The following is a 16,809-nucleotide window of genomic DNA, read 5'->3' on the forward strand; positions in this document are numbered from 1 at the left end:
ACGTACCGCCGACCGCCCCGCAAACGATTACGAACGGGTCACTTCTTGGTCCCGGGGATCTTGTAGTCCTGGCCCAGAACCACCGTGACATCGGCGTTTCCGGCGGGCTTGCCCTTCTTGACCGCGCCGTCCGGGAGCCCGAGGGTCTTGGCGACCTCGGCGGCGGTCGCCTTCTGGGCGTCGTCGCCGTACAGGACCTGGGACGTCTCCTCGGTGCCGGCCTTCGCACCGCCCACGAAGGCGAAGCCTCCGTTGACCAGGACGACCCTGGCGGCCTCGGTGGCGTCCTTGCCGGTGGAGTCCTTGATCGAGACACGGACCGCCGCGCCCTGCTCGGGGGCGCTGACCTTGCCGCCGAGGATGTCCTTGACCACGCTGTCGGCCGCGGCCTCGCTGAGCGAGCCGTCCTGCTCCACCGGGAGGACGGCCGTCTTGTAGTCGCCGCCCTTGGCGTGCTTGGCCAGACCGGCGAGCGAGGCGCCGAGGTCCTTCTCCGGCAGCGACGGGTCCAGGATCATGACCAGCGTCGCGATGGTGTCCGCGTTGGCCTTGGGGTCGTCGGACATCTTCCGCAGCACGCTGTAGAGGACCTGGCCGAAGCGCTGGAGCTGCTTGGCCTCGGCCTCGCCGGGCGCGCGGTAGGTCGCGTAGGCGACGGCGGCGCGTCCGTTCAGTGTCTGGTTCTCGCCCTTGGTGACGAGCGGGTCCTCGCCCTTCTTGTCGCTGGGCACGGTGACGTCGGTGGTGAGGTCGATGTTGCTGACCAGCTCGACCAGGTTCTCCAGGAACGGGCTGTCCAGGCGCCAGGTGCCGGCGATCTTCGTGCCGAGGAGGTTGCCGACTGCCTCGCGCGTGCCGCTGGATCCGTCGTCCTCGACGGACTTGGCGAGGGTGGTCGCGGAGCCCTCCGAGTTGGACACGGAGAGGCTGTTCGGGAGCAGCACGGTGGTGCCCTGCCCGGTCGTGGTGTTGTCGACGAGGAGGGCGGTGGAGGTGTTGCCGCTCTTGATGTCGTGGAGGTGCACGACGATCGTGTCGCGCTTCTGCGGGCCGGTCGCGGTGTTCTGCTTCTGCTGTTCGCCGGACATGCCGGGGAGCTTGCCCGCGGACCAGAGGTAGCCGACCCCGCCGACGGCGGCGAGGGCCAGGACCACGATGAGGGCGACGACCCGGTTGCGGCCGCGCCGCCTGGCCTCCTCGCGCCGCTCGGAGCGGCTCTCGGTGAACTTCAGCCAGTCGATGACGTCTTCGGAGTCCTCGTCGGGCTCCTCGATGAACGAGAACTGCTCGGTGCGGTAGTCGCGGTCACCGCCGCCCTCGGGTGCGGGGCGCTGGCCCGGCACACCGGGCGGCGCGGCCACCGGGGCGGCCGGCGCGGGGGCGGGCCTGGGCGCGGCGGCCGGGGCCGTGTCGGCCTGGACGGCCCACTGCTGGCCGGTGTCGTACGAGGAGTAGCCGTAGCCCTGCTGCGGGTGCTGCTGGGGCTGCCCGTACGGGTCGTACTGCGGCTGCTGCTGGGGGGCCGGCTGGGGCTGCTGGGGCTGGATCGGCTGCCCATAGGCGTCGTAGCCGTACCCCTGCTGCTGTCCCTGGTGCTGCCCCGGCTGCTGCCCCTGCTGTCCCTGGTGCTGTCCCTGGTGCTGGACATGCTGCTGCTGGGCGTACGGGTCGTACGGCTGCTGCGCCTGTGCTGGGACCTGCTGGTACACCGGTTGCCCGTACTCGTCGTAGCCGATGATCTGCGGCTGCGGGTAGTACGGGTCGTACGGGTTCTGGTCGTTCACCGGTGCCCCTCTCCGAGGCTCACTCGCCGCGGTACAACTGGCGCTTGTCGATGTAGCGAACCACACCGTCCGGCACCAAATACCAGACCGGATCGCCCTTGGCGACCCTCGCCCGGCAGTCGGTGGAGGAGATGGCGAGTGCGGGAACCTCGACGAGCGAGACGCCCCCCTTGGGCAGGCCGTCGTCCGTGAGGTCGTGGCCCGGCCGGGTGACGCCGATGAAGTGGGCGAGCGAGAAGAGCTCCTCCGCGTCGCGCCACGTGAGGATCTGCGACAGCGCGTCGGCACCCGTGATGAAGAAGAGGTCCGAGTCGCTGTTGAGGGAGCGCAGGTCCCGGAGGGTGTCGATGGTGTACGTCGGCCCGCCCCGGTCGATCTCGATACGGCTGACCGAGAACTGCGGGTTGGACGCCGTGGCGATGACCGTCATCAGATAGCGGTCCTCGGCCGGCGACACCGCCTTGTGGCTCTTCTGCCACGGCTCCCCGGTCGGTACGAACACCACCTCGTCGAGGTGGAACAGGGCGGCCACCTCACTGGCGGCCACCAGGTGTCCGTGGTGGATCGGGTCGAACGTTCCGCCCATCACGCCGAGTCGGCGCTTGCCGCGGCCGCCAGTAGGCACTTCCTGCTCTCCCATGCGTGCAGAGCCTACTGGCACGGCAGCGGGCACCCTCGGTCCGGTCTCCGGCTCAGCGGTCGCGGTTGAAGCGGGTGGTGATCCACAGCAGCAGGAGCAGCGCGCCCAGCGCGCCGAAACCGGTGAGGTAGGGGTTGAGGCTGTCGTGGTTGCCACCGTGCTCGGCGCCCTCGGCGAGCATGACCAGGTTCGCGGCGGTGCTGTGGAGGCTCATCTTCGGCAGGACCTATCGATCGGGGATGGGAGCGGAGACTTCGCGCACATCGTATGCGGGCCGTCCGGGCACGCTCACGCCGACTCAGTCGTTGACCGGGCTGTCGTACCCCGCCGTCGCACCCGCGCCGGAGTTATCCACAGGCTCGGGCGCTCCGGGACCCCAGCACCTAGGCTGGGACGCGTCAGGGGGACGAGCAAGGTCTCGTACGAACAGGGGGCATCCATGACTGAGAAGACCGACAACGGCCAGGGGAACGTGCCGAGCAGGCAGCGCAAGCGCTTCCCGGACATCTCCTCACGCGCCTACGAGCACCCGGCGGACCGTTCGGCGCTCGTGGCCCTGCGCAAGCTGACCGGCTTCGACACGGTCTTCAAGGCGCTCAGCGGGCTGCTGCCCGAGCGGAGCCTGCGACTGCTCTTCCTCTCCGACTCCGTGCGGGTGAGCGACGCCCAGTTCTCCCACCTCAACGACATGCTGAGGGACGCGTGTTACATCCTGGACCTGGAGAAGGTCCCGCCGATGTACGTCACGCAGGACCCGAAGCCGAACGCGATGTGCATCGGCCTGGACGAGCCGATCATCGTGGTCACCACGGGCCTCGTGGAGCTGCTCGACGAGGAGGAGATGCGGGCGGTCGTCGGCCACGAGGTGGGCCACGCCCTCTCGGGTCACTCCGTGTACCGCACGATCCTGCTGTTCCTCACCAGCCTGGCGGTCAAGGTCGCCTGGATCCCGCTCGGGAACGTGGCGATCATGGCGATCGTGACGGCGCTGCGGGAGTGGTTCCGCAAGTCCGAGCTGTCGGCAGACCGGGCGGGGCTGCTTGTCGGCCAGGACCTGCAGGCGTCGATGCGCGGTCTCATGAAGATCGCCGGTGGCAACCATCTGCACGAGATGAACGTGGACGCGTTCCTCGCCCAGGCCGACGAGTACGAGAAGGGCGGCGATCTGCGTGACTCCGTCCTGAAGATTCTGAACGTGCTCCCGCGTACGCACCCCTTCACCACCGTGCGGGCGGCCGAGCTGAAGAAGTGGTCCGAGACCCGGGACTTCCAGCGGATCATGGACGGTCACTACCCGCGGCGCACGGAGGACAAGGACACCTCGGTGACCGACTCCTTCCGGGAGTCCGCCGGGCACTACGCCGAGTCGGTGCGCACCAGCAAGGACCCGCTGATGAAGCTGGTCGGCGACATCGCCGGTGGCGCGGGCGACCTGGCGGGCGACCTGGGCGGGAAGCTGCGCAGCCGGTTCGGCGGCGGGGCCCCGCGCGGCGACGGCGGCACGGCCGGCGGGAAGGCCGGCGGTGAGCAGGCCGACGGCGGCAAGGGCGACGCGGGCGGCGAGAGCGGCAGAGGCGGCGGCGCTCAGAGCGAGGGCTGAGCGCCCGGGGCGAGGGTCCCGCAGAGCGCGGAGACGGCGGGCCGGCCCGTGGCGTACGGGTCGGTGACGGCCGGGCCGCCCGGGTCAGGGGTCCGTTCGCCCGCGAGCAGCGGGTGGAGGGCTCCGCCGGCATCGGGTCCGCAGGCCTGTGGGCCGGCCTGGACGGTGCTGGCCAGCAGCTCGGCGCGGTGCATCCGCAGGTCCTCGCGGTCGAAGCGGAAGTGGACCGCTCGGTGGACGGTGAAGAGGGACGCGGCGGCCACGGGCCCGGCGCCGGCGGCTGCCGGACGCAGCGCGTAGGTGAAGGTGTGGTCCGCGGTGACCTCCAGCATGTCGGCGGCCGTCTCCGCGAAGCGGAGGGTGCCCTGGACGCGGACGCCCGGGTCGGCGAGGGCGACCTCGGCCGGGTCGAACCGCACCAGCCAGCCGGCCTCCGCGTGGCGGCCGTCGTCGAGCGAGGACTCGACGCTCTGGTCGAACTGGGCGAGCTGGTCGGGGTCGAGCAGCAGGCGGGCGGGACGGACCGTGACCCCCGCGAGGACGTCGGGCTCCAGGGAGGAGGCGACGAGGTAGTCCTTGGCGATGGACAGGGCCGTCACCACCTGGCTCTCCGAGAAGTGGGTGGTCCGGCCGGCGACCGGGAGGTTGATGCCGGCGGCTCCGACGCGGTACTCGGCGGCGGGGCTGTGGTCGAAGAGCTGGGCGGGCTGGCCGCCCGGGACCGGGCCCTGCGGGGCGAGCGGGACCACGGTGATCCGCAGCGGTTCGGCCCGCTGGTCGACCGGCGGCTGGTAGGGGTTGCGGACGCCGAGATAGATGGCCGTGCCGAAGGCGAGGAGGATCAGCAGCACCAGCAGGAGCGCCTGGCGGGAGCCGCTTCTGGGCTCCCAGTGGGGGCGGGAGCGGACGGCCTGGGAGTGCTCGCCCATCCGCTCCTCGGCCGAGAACTCCTGGAGCCGGGCAGCATTGACGAACGACTCGTCGAAGACGACGGATCGGTACTCGTCCTCACCACCGCCGGGGTCGGGAACCGGCCCCTCAGGCGGGTCGCCACGCCCTGCCATACCTTCAGAGTAGGTCGGACGCGGCTTCGGTAAACGCCCAGGTACACGACAAGTTCCGAAGAATTCGCACGGGTGGCGCGAGGGGACCGGCCGTGCGTCCGGGCCGGTGTCCGGGTGTGTTCAGGGAGTGCGCGGAACGGCGGGGACCGGGGGCGCGGAGTACTCGGCCGAGGCCGAGGGCGCGGTGACCGCCGGAGGGTTCTCGCGCGGCTTGTCGATGCCGGTGGTCGCGGGGGCCGGGACCTGGTCCTGGCGGTTGGCGGAGGCGCCCCGGTAGACCGCCGTGAAGGCGAGGGCGACCATGCCGACGCCCATCACCAAGGCGAGCACCCAGGCGACGGGCCGGTGCCAGCGGGCGCTGCCCCGGTAGGGGCGCAGGGCGCCGCCGTGCGGGCCGTAGGGGCTGCGGTCGCCGTCGGGGTCCTCCGGGTCGTAGGCGTCGCCGTGGAGGCCGCCGAAGGGGTCCGAGGGGTCGTAGCCGTCCTCGTAGCCGTCGTCGTCGCCGGGTCGCACGCCGGCTCTGGCGCGGGCGGCCTCGGCCTCGGCGCGCGCCTGGGCGGCCGCCAGGAGGCGTTCCACGGCGGTCGGCTCGTGGACCTCGGCGGCCCGTACGAAGTCCTCGTCGAACACCACGTTGGCGAAGTCGTCCTTCGCGCCCCCGCGGTCGTCCGAGTTCTCAGGGTCCCTGCCGTCCTGGAACGGCCTGCCCCCCACGTCGTCCGGCACGTTTTTCAGAGTAGACCTGGGAGGTGGTTTTGGGCAGGGAGAGTGCGGAACATCCCTGCCCGTCCCGTCCCGTTCGGCCCCGCGGGAGCGGGGCCGAACGAGGGAAAACCGCGGGTCAGCGGGTGTGGCCGTCGCCCGTGACGATGTACTTCGTCGAGGTCAGCTCGGGCAGGCCCATGGGCCCGCGGGCGTGGAGTTTCTGGGTCGAGATGCCGATCTCGGCGCCGAAGCCGAACTGGCCTCCGTCGGTGAAACGGGTGGACGCGTTGACGGCGACCGTCGTGGAGTCGACCAGCTGGGTGAAGCGGCGGGCGGCGGCCTGCGAGGTGGTGACGATCGCCTCGGTGTGGCCGGAGGACCAGAGCCGGATGTGCTCGACGGCCTTGTCGAGGGAGTCGACGACGGCGGCGGCGATGTCGTAGGAGAGGTACTCGGTCTCCCAGTCCTCGGGGGTCGCCGGGACGACGGTGGCCTTGGAGCCCTCGGCGTGGGCGAGGACGCGCTCGTCGGCGTGGACGGTGACGCCGGCGTCGGCCAGGGCGGCCAGGGCGCGCGGCAGGAAGGCCTCGGCGATGTCCTGGTGGACCAGGAGCGTCTCGGCGGAGTTGCAGACGCTGGGCCGCTGGGCCTTGGAGTTGATCAGGATGTCGACGGCCATGTCGAGGTCGGTCTGGGCGTCCACGTAGACGTGGCAGTTGCCGGTGCCGGTCTCGATGACGGGGACGGTGGACTCCTCGACGACCGTACGGATCAGGGAGGCGCCGCCGCGCGGGATGAGGACGTCGACCAGGCCACGGGCGCGCATCAGCTCCCGTACCGAGTCGCGGGACTCGCCGGGGACGAGCTGCACGGCGTCGGCGGGCAGACCGGCGCCTCCGACGGCGTCGCGCAGGACCTTCACCAGGGCGGTGTTGGAGGAGTACGCGGAGGACGAGCCGCGCAGCAGGACGGCGTTGCCGGACTTGAGGCAGAGGGCGGCCGCGTCGACGGTCACGTTGGGCCGGGCCTCGTAGATGATGCCGACGACGCCGAGGGGGACGCGGACCTGGCGGAGGTCGATGCCGTTGGGGAGGGTCGAGCCGCGCACGACCTCGCCCACGGGGTCCGGCAGGGCGGCCACGTCGCGGACGTCGGCGGCGATGGCGCGGACGCGCTCGGGGGTGAGGGTGAGCCGGTCGATGACGGTCTCGCTGGTGCCGGCCTCGCGGGCGCGGGCGATGTCCTCGGCGTTGGCCTCGACGATCTCGGCGGTACGGACCTCGAGGGCGTCCGCGATCGCCAGCAGGGCGTCGTCCTTGGCCGCGCGCGGAAGTGGCGCGATTTCGGCGGCGGCGGCGCGGGCGCGGTAGGCGGCCCGGGCTACCGGGGACAGGTTGTCGAGGGGCGTGAGCGAGGTCATGCCCGCAGGGTACTGGCACCTCTGCGGACATCCCTCACGAATGCCGTCCCCATCCCGCACTCCGAGACGCCCCGGCCCCCCGACGTCCCCGCCCTCCGATATGCCTCGCCGACCCCTCGGCAGCGGGGCGCCGGCCCGTCAGTACGGGTGGACCCCCACCGGGGCGGCCGGCGGTGGGCCGTAGCCCTCGGCGATGCGCAGGTGGTAGGTCTCGCGGTCGATGACCTCGAGACCGACGATCTCCCACGGCGGCAGCTTGGCGCTCTGCCGGTGCTCGCCCCACAGCCGCAGCGCGACCGCCGCGGCATCGTGCAGGTCACGGGCCTCTTCCCAGTAGCGGATCTCCGCGTGATCATTGGCGTAGCGACTGGTCAGCAGGAAGGGATGGTCGTGGGCCAGCTGCTCGAGGCCGCGCCTGACCTCCTTCAGCGGGGCCTCGGCGCCCGAGACGCTGAGGGTGATGTGCCAGAGCTTCGAGGCGACCACGGGCCGCTCCTCACCGCGTACCTCGGCGGTCTGGGTGCCCTGTCCCCCGCCGCCCTGTCCCTCGTCGAAGTCGGCTCCGGCCTCGACACTGGTCAGGGCGCGTTCGGCTGTCCCGCGGGGCGGTGCCCCTGGGCGCGCTCGTCTCACCGGCGGCCTCCTGTTGATGCGTGTGGTGCTGTACCCCGCCCTTGTCTTGTCCCCGAGACAAAGTTGACCAGCCCGAGGCTCCACGTGGGGCGGTTTTGGTAAAGGTCCCTACCGGATGGCCGGTCTTTCAGCCGTTTTCTCCACACCGCACCCACACGCACTCACACACGCCCGCACGTACGCGCCCACACACCTCGCACAAGGGGACGGATCAGGCGCGGACGACCACCAGATCGTCGCGGTGGACGACCTCGCGCTCGTACTCCGGCCCGAGCTCGCGGGCGAGTTCGGGCGTGGAGCGGCCGAGCATCCGGGGGATCTCCTTGGCGTCGAAGTTGACGAGCCCGCGGGCGACGGCGCGGCCGTCGGTGTCGCGCAGTTCGACCGGGTCGCCCGCAACGAACTCCCCCTCGACGGCGGCGATCCCGGCGGCGAGCAGCGACTTCTTGCCCTCGACCACGGCCCGTACCGCGCCCTCGTCCAGGGTGAGGCTGCCCTGCGGGGTGGAGGCGTGGGCGAGCCAGAGGAGCCGGTCGGCGGAGCGGCGGCCGGTGCGGTGGAAGTACGTACCGGTGTCGCGGCCCGCCAGGGCGTCGGCCGCGCGGACGGCGGAGGTGAGGACCACGGGGATGCCGGCGGCCGCGGCGATCCGGGCCGCCTCGACCTTGGTGACCATGCCGCCGGTGCCGACCCCCGCCTTGCCGGCGGAGCCGATCTCGACGTGGGCGATGTCCTCGGGGCCCGCCACCTCGGCGATCCGCGAGGTGCCCGGCTTCGCGGGGTCGCCGTCGTAGAGCCCGTCGACGTCGGAGAGCAGCACGAGCAGGTCGGCGCGGACGAGGTGGGCGACGAGGGCGGCGAGCCGGTCGTTGTCGCCGAAGCGGATCTCGTCCGTGGCGACGGTGTCGTTCTCGTTGACGACCGGCAGGGCGCCCATGGCGAGCAGCTGGTCGAGGGTCCGGTACGCGTTGCGGTAGTGGGCGCGGCGGCTGGTGTCGTCGGTGGTGAGCAGGACCTGGCCGACGCGGACGCCGTAGCGGGCGAGGGAGGCGGTGTAGCGGGCGACGAGGAGGCCCTGGCCGACGCTGGCGGCGGCCTGCTGCCTGGCGAGGTCCTTGGGGCGGCGGGTGAGGCCGAGCGGCGCGAGTCCGGCGGCGATGGCGCCGGAGGAGACCAGCACGATCTCCTTCTCGCCGCCGCTGCGGACCTTGGCGAGGACGTCGACGAGGGCGTCGACCCGGTCGGCGTCGAGCCCGCCGGAGGCGGTGGTGAGGGAGGACGAGCCGACCTTGACGACGATCCTGCGGGCTTCCGTCACGAACTGCCTTGCCACTGTCACCTGAACCGCCGCCACCTGTACCGCCGTCACCGGCGTCGCCCTCTTCGGATGTCAGGCCGCAATCTACGCGAGCGGGCACGACCGGCGCCCGCCCGTTTCGCCGGCTGGACCGCGCGCTGCCGGCTGGACCAAGGACGCCCAACCGGCAAGAGCGAAGAAACCCGTCAGCGGCTGGCGACCGGGTCCGTCTCGACGTCCGCGCCGCCCGCCGGACCGGTCGGCCCGGCAGGCCCGGCCGGGCTCGGCTGCTTGCCGCCCGGCACGAGGATCTTCTTCGACAGCAGGTAGGTGAACGGAATGGCCACGACGGCCGCGACCAGCGGCGCGATCCGGTCGTCCATCCCGGCCCAGGTCACCAGCGCGTACAGGCCGACGCTCTGCACCAGGTAGTTGGTGACGTTGGTGAGCGGGAAGAGCGCGAACTTCTTCCAGGTGGGCCTGGTCCGGTAGGTGAAGTACGTGTTGAGGAAGAACGAGCCGATCATGCTGAGCACGAACGCGATGGAGTAGGCGGCGAAGTACGGCATCCACGGGTGCAGCAGCAGATAGCACCCGTAGAACGTGCCGGTGTTGATCCCGCCGACCAGACCGAAGCGGACGATCTGCCCGAGCTGTCCGCGCATCAGCTTTCCCGGTCGGTGGCCGCGACGCGCACCCGCTTGTCGTTGCCGCGCGGGACCGAGCGGTGGGTCTCCTTGACCAGGAAGTGCGGCCGGCGCTTGCTCTCGTAGTAGATACGGCCGATGTACTCGCCGATCAGCCCCAGCATGATCATCTGAACGCCGCCGAGGCCGACGATGATCGCGACGAGCGTGACGTAACCGGGCGCGGAGACGCCCTGCGTGATCGCCGTGACGGTGATCCAGATCGCGTACAGCGCGGCCAGGGCGGACAGGCCGAGACCCATCCAGATCGCGATGCGCAGCGGACGGTTGTTGAAGGAGATCAGCCCGTCCATGCCGTAGTTGACCAGGGAGCTGAACTTCCACTTCGTCTCGCCGGCCTCGCGGGCGGCGTTCTGGTAGTCGAAGGTGACCGTGTCGAAACCGATCCAGGAGAACAGGCCCTTGGAGAAGCGGTTGTACTCGGGCAGCGACAGCAGCGCGTCCACGGCGGGTCGGGACAGCAGCCGGAAGTCGCCGACGCCGTCGGTCAGCTCGACGTCGACCCAGCGGTTGACCGCCCGGTAGTAGAGCCGGCTGAGGGCGGAGCGGACCTTCTTGTCGCCCTCGCGGGTGCGCCGCGCTATCACCTGGTCGTGGCCGAGGTGGTAGAGGTCGAGCATGGCCTCGATGAGCTCCGGCGGGTGCTGGAGGTCGGCGTCCATGATCACGACGGCGTCGCCGGTGGCCTTGCGCAGGCCGGCGAGCATGCCCGCCTCCTTGCCGAAGTTACGGCTGAAGGAGACGTACTGGGTGCCCTCGGGGTGACGTGCGGCGATGCCCCGGAGCTTGCCGAGGGTGCCGTCGGCGCTGCCGTCGTCCACGTAGCAGATCTCGTAGTCGAGGGAGAGGCCGTCGAGGACCTCCCGGATTCGGTTGTCGAAGTTCTCGACGACCTCTTCCTCGTTGTAGCAAGGAACAACGACCGAAAGCCTGGTCATGAACGGTCACTCCTGGTTGATGAGCGAGAAAGTACGGCGCGGAGGCGTACCGGACGGGAGTCCGGGGTGGTCACCGGTCGCTCTCGCAGGCAGCCCTCTCAGAGTACGGGTCGCGGCGGCTAAACCGCGCGGGCACCGTGATACAGATCACGCGACAATGCCGCATTTACCTGCCCTGATGGGGTTCTGCGGGGGCGATGCGAAGAATCTCACCAACCGGACGGGGAAAGTCCGCTCGGTCGGCACCAAAGGTGACCGATGAACAGAGGAGAAGGTTGTGGTGGAGGGGGGCGCGGTCCCGTAACGATCGTGAAACGGCTCCTCGCCACCCGAGTGCCCGTGCGGCAGGGGCGGGGGCTAACACCAGGTAGCTTGGATCTGTCTAAAGGAAGAAAGTGGATCGAGGTGCAAGTGCCTGACGTCTCCGTGGTCGTCATCGCGTACAACGACGCAGAGCGTCTCCCGACGGCCGTCCGATCAGTGCTGGACCAGACCCTGCAGAGCGTCGAGGTCCTCATCGTCGACGACTGCAGCAAGGACGACACATTCGAGGTCGCCAAGGGACTGGCCGCCGCGCACCCCGACCGGGTCCGCGCGTACCAGCTGCCCCAGAACAGTGGTGGTTGCGGGGCTCCCCGCAATTACGGCGTGGAGCGTGCCAAGGGCGCCTACGTCATGTTCCTGGACAGCGACGACGTGCTGGAACGAAACGCCTGCCGGAACATGCTGGAGGCCGCCGAGCGGACCGACTCCGACATCGTCTCCGGCCTCTGCGTGCGCGTCCACCTCGACAGCCGCCACCGCAAGACCACCGAGTGGTACCCCTGGATCTACTCGGGCACCCGGACGATCGAGTCGATCACCGAGCTGCCCGACCTGATGGTCTTCGACACCCTCTCGACGAACAAGTGCTACCGGCGGGCGTTCCTGCTGGAGCAGCAGCTCGAGTTCCCGGTCGGCATCCACTACGAGGACCTGCTCTTCTCCGCGCAGGCGTACGTCGCCGCCAGCCGCATCACGCTCATCCCGAACCAGGTCTACTACTGGAACGTGCAGGAGGGCGCGGCGTCGAAGTCCATCAGCAACCGGCGCCACGAGATCGCCAACTTCGTGCACCGCATGGAAATACACCGTCGGGTGGACGCCCTGCTGAAGAGCAAGGGCTACGACGAGCTGCGGTACCGCAAGGACATCAAGTTCCTCAAGCACGACCTGGTCCTGCACCTGCGCGACCTGCCCCGGATGGGCGAGGAGTACCGGCGCGAGTTCGCCGAGCTGGCCAACGGCTACCTCTCCGGGATCGACCCGAACGCCTACAGCGAGGTCCAGCCGCTCCACGCGATCTGCGCCTATCTGCTGGGCAAGGAGGACTGGGACAACCTGCTCCCGGCGTCCGACGCGCTCGCGAACAAGGGCCGGCTGACGGCCCCGCTGATCGAGCACGACGGTCAGATCTTCTGGTGCGACGGTCACCTCGACGACCCCGAGGGCCGGCGCATCCTGGACGTCACCTCGGCCGGGTACCACACCAAGCCGCTGGCCTCCATGGCCCTCGGCAACCGGCTCACCTCCTACGAGGGCACCGACGGCGCCGTGCGGCTCTCCGGCGCGGTCGTGAACCCGCTGGGCCGCATCGGGGCCGACGCCGAGCTGAGGGCGTACCTGGAGTTCCAGCCGCGCCGCAAGATCGGTGTGCGGGCCTTCCGGTTCCCGGTGACCTCGCTGCGCCGCACGGACACCGCGATCGAGTGGGACGCCACGGCCGACATCACCCGCAAGGTGCGCCCGCTGGGCATCATCGACGCGGTCTGGGACGTCCGTCTCGTCCTCGTGGTCGACGGCGACGAGCTGCGGACCCGGGTGTCCGCCGGCAGCGTCGAGCTCAGCGAGACCCGTACGGTGCGGGTCCGGCCCCGGCTGACCCGGTTGGTCTCCGACCGGTTCGCGCCCGAGGTCACCAAGAAGGGCAACCTGTCGTACGTCCTCACGGCCGAGGGTCGCGCGGCGGTCCGCGCGTCCGCGCTGATCGAGGGCGCCATGCACGGCCGCACCGCCGGCCTGGCCAAGACGGGCCTGCGCAGGATCCTCAAGGCCCGCCGCGACCTCAACGCGGGCGAGACCAAGCTGCGCGTCTACCACGACGTGTACAGCAAGCTGCCGATCCGCAAGGGCCTCGTCGTCTTCGAGAGCCACCTCGGCAAGCAGTACAGCGACAGCCCGAAGGCGATCTACGAGGAGATGCGCCGCCAGGGTGTGGCGTTCGAGGCCGTGTGGTCCTACGCGGGCGCCCGTCCCACCGGGTTCCCCAAGGACGCCACGCTGGTCAAGCGGTGGAGCTGGCAGTACCTGCGGGCGCTGGCCCAGGCGGAGTTCTGGGTCGACAACCAGGGCTTCCCGCTGAAGCTGACCAAGCGTCCCGGCACCACGTACATCCAGACCTGGCACGGCTCCGCGCTCAAGCGGATGGGCTTCCACGAGCCGGGCACGAAGAAGCAGGGCCGGGCGGCGCAGGACTCGTTCCAGCGTTCGCTGGACCGGTTCGACCACTTCCTGATCCGCTCCGAGCACGACATCCACACCCTCGCGGCCGCGTTCCGGCTCAAGGAGGAGAAGCTCCTCCCGGTCGGCTACCCGCGCAACGACGCCCTGGTGGCGGCGCGGCAGCGGGAGAGCGGGGACGGCACCCGTGAGCGCGGTGCGCTCGCCGCCGAGCTGGGCATCGCGCCGGAGAAGACGGTGCTGCTGTACGCGCCGACCTTCCGGGCCGCGCCGGGCGGCGCCGTACGCAAGTTCGAGCTGCCGTTCGACGTGCAGGAGTTCGCGGACCGCTTCGGCGACACGCACACCCTGCTGATCCGCTCGCACTACCTCAACAACCTGACGCTCCCGCCCTCGGTGCGCGGCCGGGTCATCGATGTCACGAACCACCACGACATCACCCCGCTGCTCGAGCTGGCCGACGGTCTGATCACGGACTACTCGTCCGTGATGTTCGACTACGGGCTGCTCGACCGGCCGATGATCTTCTTCACGTACGACTACGAGGAGTACTCGACGGAGAGCCGCGGCACGTACTTCGATCTGAAGGAGAAGGCGCCCGGCCCCGTGGTGGCCACCGAGGACGAGCTGTTCTCGGCGATCGCCCACCTCAAGGACGAGGCGGACGCCAAGTACTCGGCGGCTCGGGAGCGTTTCAACGCCGAGTTCAGCGCCTACGACCGGGGCGACGCGGCCCGGCAGATCGTCGCAAAGTTCTTCACCAGGAGCGGTAAGTGACCGAGCAGACCGCCGTGTCCGGCGGCCGTGACATCTTCTTCGTGTCCAACAGCGTCGACGAGATGGGCGGTGTGACCACCTGGTCGCACCAGATGGCCCGTCAGTTCGCCGACCGCGGCCACCGGGTGCACGTCATCGGCATCACCCCGGCGCCGGCGGGTCGCGCCCACGAGTTCCCCGCCGAGCTGCCGTACGCCACGACCACGCTGTACGACGCCCACCCGCCGCACGTGGGGTCGCTGCGCGGCCTCAAGGGCAAGCTCAACGCGGCCGAGCGGATGCGCCACCGGGCCCGTGCGGCCGGGATGCGGGAGCAGGCGGACAAGCTGACGGCGCTGTTCGCCGCGGCCCGCCCCGGAGCGATCGTCATCGTCACCCAGGTCTGGGCGATGGAGTGGGTCGCGCTCTCCGACACCAAGGGCCTCACCGTCATCGGCATGAGCCACGAGTCGTACCAGGCGAGCGCCGCCTCCTCCCGGCTCGCCCGGGTGAAGCGGTACTACAAGGACGTCGACCGGCTGCTCGTGCTCACCCCGGGCGACGCCGACCTGTGGATCCGCAACGGCATGGACAACGTCGGCCACCTGCCGAACCCGCTGCCGTTCATGCCCAAGGCGCCCGCCCCCCGTACCGAGAAGGTCGTCGCCTGCATCGGCCGCCTCTCGCACGAGAAGGGCGTCGACATGCTCCTCGACGCCTGGGCCGAGGTCGCCCCCCGGCACCCCGACTGGAAGCTGCGGATCTACGGCGCCGGCGACGAGGAGGAAACGCTCCGCCGGCACGCGACGTCGATGCGCCTGGACGACTCCGTCGAGTGGATGGGCCGCACGAGCGACGTGCTCGGCGCGCTGCGCGGCGCGTCCGTCTTCGCCCAGGCGTCCCGCGCCGAGGGCTTCCCGATCACCCTCCTCGAGGCCATGGCCGCCGGGGTGCCCTGCGCCGCGTTCGACTGCGCGCCGGGTGTCCGCGAGATCATCCGTGACGGCGAGGACGGCCTGCTCGCCCGGCTCGGCAACACGATCGAGCTCGGCGCGCACATCAGCACCCTGATCGCCGACGACGAGCTGCGCGACCGCATGGGCGACGCCGCGTGGCAGAACGTCCAGCGGTACGCCGCCGAGGAGATCACCGACCGCTGGGAAGACCTCTTCCTGTTCCTGGAGAGATAGAACAACGATGAGCAGTACTACGGCGTCGCGGCGCCACGTGCGCCGCGCGGAGGGTGAGGGTGCGGACGCCGCACCGGCCGGGATCCGGCGCCTTCTCCGCTGGGTCGGGCTGATATCGGTCGCCGTGACCGGTGCCCTGCTGTCCGTCGGAGCCTTCCTCGGACTGTACGTGCGCCCCACCTCGGACGACTGGTGCGCCGTCTGGAAGACCCGTGACATGGGAGTCTTCGGCATCGCCTCGGACTTCTACATGACCCAGAACGGGCGGGTCACCAACGCGCTCCTGAGCGGCGTGGTGTACGCCGACGGCCTGCTGGGCCCGAAGGTGCTGCCCCTCGTGCTGATCCTCACGCTCGGCGTGGGCCTGGTCCTGCTGGGCCGCGAGGTGCTGCGCGCCTTCGGTCTGCGGGTCCCCCTGATCAGCCTGGTCGCCGCCGCGATGCTCCTCGAGACGCTGCTGTTCTTCGCGGGCACCCGCTCGTACCAGGTGCTGCTCTGGGCCCCGGCCACCATCTCCCACACGCTGCCCAGCATCATCGGCATCTGGGCCGTCCTCACGGCGATCTGGGCCGCCCGCAGCGGCCGTCGCGCGGCGCGCGTCACCGCCGTGGTCGGCGTGGTGCTCCTCGGCGTCGCGATCGGCACGCTCAGCGAGCCGTTCACCGCCGTCGCGGGCCTGTTCGCCGGCACCGCCGGGCTGCTGTCGCTGCCCCGGCTGAAGCTGGCGAAGGACTGGTTCCCCTTCACCTGGTGCGCCGCGGCCTGCTTCGGCCTGGTGGCCGGCCTGGTCCTGCTCTACACCTCCCCCGGTGCCCGCTGGCGCCGCTCCCAGCAGCCGCCGCGCGACACGCTCGCGCCGGAGGAGCTGAAGGCGACGGTCCGCGACTGGCTGCGGATCTGGCAGGTGCTGTCGGACCAGTGGGCGTACCTGGGCGCGATCGCCGCCGGTGTGCTGCTGGGTCTCGCCGTGGCGTTCTACTCGCGCCGTGTCTCGCGCACGGGCATCGACGACCTCGAAGCGGCCGAGACCGCCGAGGCGGGCCCTTCGCGCGGTGTGGTGCGGCTCGTCATGCTGCTTCCCGTGCCGCTGATCGTCGTCGCCACGCTCGCCGTGACGTACGGCCTGCGCAGCGGTTACGGCCCCTCGGGCTGGACGTACGCCCGTACCTGGACCAGCTTCATGGTCCCGCTGCTCATGGCCCTCTGCCTGTACGGCGCCTGGCTGGGCCGGCTGCTCGGGACGCGGCTCGCGGCCTCCGGCGGCCGTTCGGCGCGGCTCTCGTTCGTGGCCGTCGCGGTCACCGCCGCCGCCGTCCTCGGCAGCGCGGCGGCCCTGCTGCCGGAGATGCAGACGCTCACCTCGGGCACGGTGGCGCGCGGTCTCGCCTGGGACAAGCAGGACGCGCGGATCCGGGCGCAGGTCGCGCGCGGTGTGACGGACGTCGAGTACCGGCCGCTGCACATCGGCTGGCTGGCCGAGCCGTACTACACCAAGAACTACAAGAAGGACTGGGTCGCCCAGTGCGTGTCCACGTACTACGGGGTGGAGCGCATCCACCGTCCGTGACGGGCCGCT

General features: G+C 70.7%; 14 protein-coding genes. 4 read left to right on the plus strand and 10 right to left on the minus strand.

All coding sequences use genetic code 11. From position 1 onward, the window contains the following. Positions 1-38: 38 nt before the first annotated feature. From ACWCO8_RS35545 to ACWCO8_RS35555, 3 genes are read right to left on the minus strand one after another with little or no spacing between them, the layout of a single operon-like run. Positions 39-1,784, minus strand: coding sequence for an LCP family protein (locus tag ACWCO8_RS35545; protein ID WP_451035669.1), 1,746 nt, complete (start codon positions 1,782-1,784; stop codon positions 39-41). A gap of 19 nt (positions 1,785-1,803) precedes the next feature. Continuing rightward, a complete protein-coding gene (gene nadD / locus ACWCO8_RS35550) occupies positions 1,804-2,424 on the minus strand; it encodes a nicotinate-nucleotide adenylyltransferase (protein WP_362006522.1) in 621 nt (206 codons plus the stop codon). Positions 2,425-2,476: 52 nt separating this feature from the next. Next, positions 2,477-2,638, minus strand: coding sequence for a hypothetical protein (locus ACWCO8_RS35555; protein ID WP_260226309.1), 162 nt, complete (start codon positions 2,636-2,638; stop codon positions 2,477-2,479). Positions 2,639-2,863: 225 nt separating this feature from the next. Between ACWCO8_RS35555 and ACWCO8_RS35560 the strand changes: the two genes are divergently transcribed. After that, a complete protein-coding gene (locus ACWCO8_RS35560) occupies positions 2,864-4,024 on the plus strand; it encodes a M48 family metallopeptidase (protein WP_451035670.1) in 1,161 nt (386 codons plus the stop codon). Here the strand turns inward: ACWCO8_RS35560 and ACWCO8_RS35565 are convergent. From ACWCO8_RS35565 to ACWCO8_RS35595, 7 genes are all read right to left on the minus strand, one after another. Beyond that, positions 4,009-5,088: an SCO2583 family membrane protein gene (locus ACWCO8_RS35565; protein ID WP_451035671.1), complete on the minus strand. Its 1,080-nt coding sequence runs from the start codon at positions 5,086-5,088 to the stop codon at positions 4,009-4,011. The two genes, ACWCO8_RS35560 and ACWCO8_RS35565, sit on opposite strands and share 16 nt — an antisense overlap. Positions 5,089-5,208: 120 nt before the next feature. Continuing rightward, entirely contained in the window at positions 5,209-5,814 is a 606-nt protein-coding gene (locus tag ACWCO8_RS35570) for an SCO2584 family spore wall biosynthesis protein (RefSeq protein WP_451035672.1), read from the minus strand. Positions 5,815-5,929: 115 nt separating this feature from the next. Continuing rightward, on the minus strand, positions 5,930-7,213 hold the full coding sequence (locus tag ACWCO8_RS35575) for a glutamate-5-semialdehyde dehydrogenase (RefSeq protein WP_362006529.1): 1,284 nt from the start codon (positions 7,211-7,213) through the stop codon (positions 5,930-5,932). Between the two features lie 138 nt (positions 7,214-7,351). Further along, entirely contained in the window at positions 7,352-7,846 is a 495-nt protein-coding gene (locus ACWCO8_RS35580) for a hypothetical protein (RefSeq protein WP_362006532.1), read from the minus strand. 211 nt (positions 7,847-8,057) lie between these two features. After that, complete coding sequence (gene proB, locus ACWCO8_RS35585) at positions 8,058-9,185, minus strand: glutamate 5-kinase (protein ID WP_451035673.1); 1,128 nt, start codon at positions 9,183-9,185, stop codon at positions 8,058-8,060. A gap of 164 nt (positions 9,186-9,349) precedes the next feature. Continuing rightward, the gene (locus tag ACWCO8_RS35590) at positions 9,350-9,808 is read right to left on the minus strand and encodes a GtrA family protein (protein ID WP_451035674.1); all 459 of its coding nucleotides are present in this window, start codon (positions 9,806-9,808) and stop codon (positions 9,350-9,352) included. Continuing rightward, the gene (locus ACWCO8_RS35595; RefSeq protein ID WP_451035675.1) at positions 9,808-10,788 is read right to left on the minus strand and encodes a glycosyltransferase family 2 protein; all 981 of its coding nucleotides are present in this window, start codon (positions 10,786-10,788) and stop codon (positions 9,808-9,810) included. The genes ACWCO8_RS35590 and ACWCO8_RS35595 overlap by 1 nt, the downstream gene beginning before the upstream one ends. Before the next feature lie 405 nt (positions 10,789-11,193). Between ACWCO8_RS35595 and ACWCO8_RS35600 the strand changes: the two genes are divergently transcribed. The 3 genes from ACWCO8_RS35600 to ACWCO8_RS35610 all read left to right on the plus strand — a co-directional run bounded on the left by ACWCO8_RS35600 (position 11,194) and on the right by ACWCO8_RS35610 (position 16,800). Further along, positions 11,194-14,064, plus strand: coding sequence for a bifunctional glycosyltransferase/CDP-glycerol:glycerophosphate glycerophosphotransferase (locus tag ACWCO8_RS35600; protein WP_451035676.1), 2,871 nt, complete (start codon positions 11,194-11,196; stop codon positions 14,062-14,064). 62 nt (positions 14,065-14,126) lie between these two features. After that, positions 14,127-15,233 (plus strand): glycosyltransferase, encoded by a 1,107-nt coding sequence (locus tag ACWCO8_RS35605; RefSeq protein WP_451035715.1) that lies wholly within the window; start codon positions 14,127-14,129, stop codon positions 15,231-15,233. A gap of 7 nt (positions 15,234-15,240) precedes the next feature. Next, positions 15,241-16,800: a DUF6056 family protein gene (locus ACWCO8_RS35610; RefSeq protein WP_451035677.1), complete on the plus strand. Its 1,560-nt coding sequence runs from the start codon at positions 15,241-15,243 to the stop codon at positions 16,798-16,800. Positions 16,801-16,809: the final 9 nt, after the last annotated feature.

The sequence above is a fragment of the Streptomyces sp. NPDC001927 genome, from assembly GCF_053594455.1.

What these genes read in the sequence shown, in the direction of transcription:
- ACWCO8_RS35605 (WP_451035715.1), top strand. Translation starts at nt 14,127, where the DNA reads ATGGGCGGTGTGACCACCTGGTCGCACCAGATGGCCCGTCAGTTCGCC.
- ACWCO8_RS35590 (WP_451035674.1), bottom strand. Translation starts at nt 9,808, where the DNA reads ATGCGCGGACAGCTCGGGCAGATCGTCCGCTTCGGTCTGGTCGGCGGG.
- nadD (WP_362006522.1), bottom strand. Translation starts at nt 2,424, where the DNA reads ATGGGAGAGCAGGAAGTGCCTACTGGCGGCCGCGGCAAGCGCCGACTC.
- ACWCO8_RS35575 (WP_362006529.1), bottom strand. Translation starts at nt 7,213, where the DNA reads ATGACCTCGCTCACGCCCCTCGACAACCTGTCCCCGGTAGCCCGGGCC.
- ACWCO8_RS35565 (WP_451035671.1), bottom strand. Translation starts at nt 5,088, where the DNA reads ATGGCAGGGCGTGGCGACCCGCCTGAGGGGCCGGTTCCCGACCCCGGC.
- ACWCO8_RS35595 (WP_451035675.1), bottom strand. Translation starts at nt 10,788, where the DNA reads ATGACCAGGCTTTCGGTCGTTGTTCCTTGCTACAACGAGGAAGAGGTC.
- ACWCO8_RS35610 (WP_451035677.1), top strand. Translation starts at nt 15,241, where the DNA reads ATGAGCAGTACTACGGCGTCGCGGCGCCACGTGCGCCGCGCGGAGGGT.
- ACWCO8_RS35555 (WP_260226309.1), bottom strand. Translation starts at nt 2,638, where the DNA reads ATGAGCCTCCACAGCACCGCCGCGAACCTGGTCATGCTCGCCGAGGGC.
- ACWCO8_RS35560 (WP_451035670.1), top strand. Translation starts at nt 2,864, where the DNA reads ATGACTGAGAAGACCGACAACGGCCAGGGGAACGTGCCGAGCAGGCAG.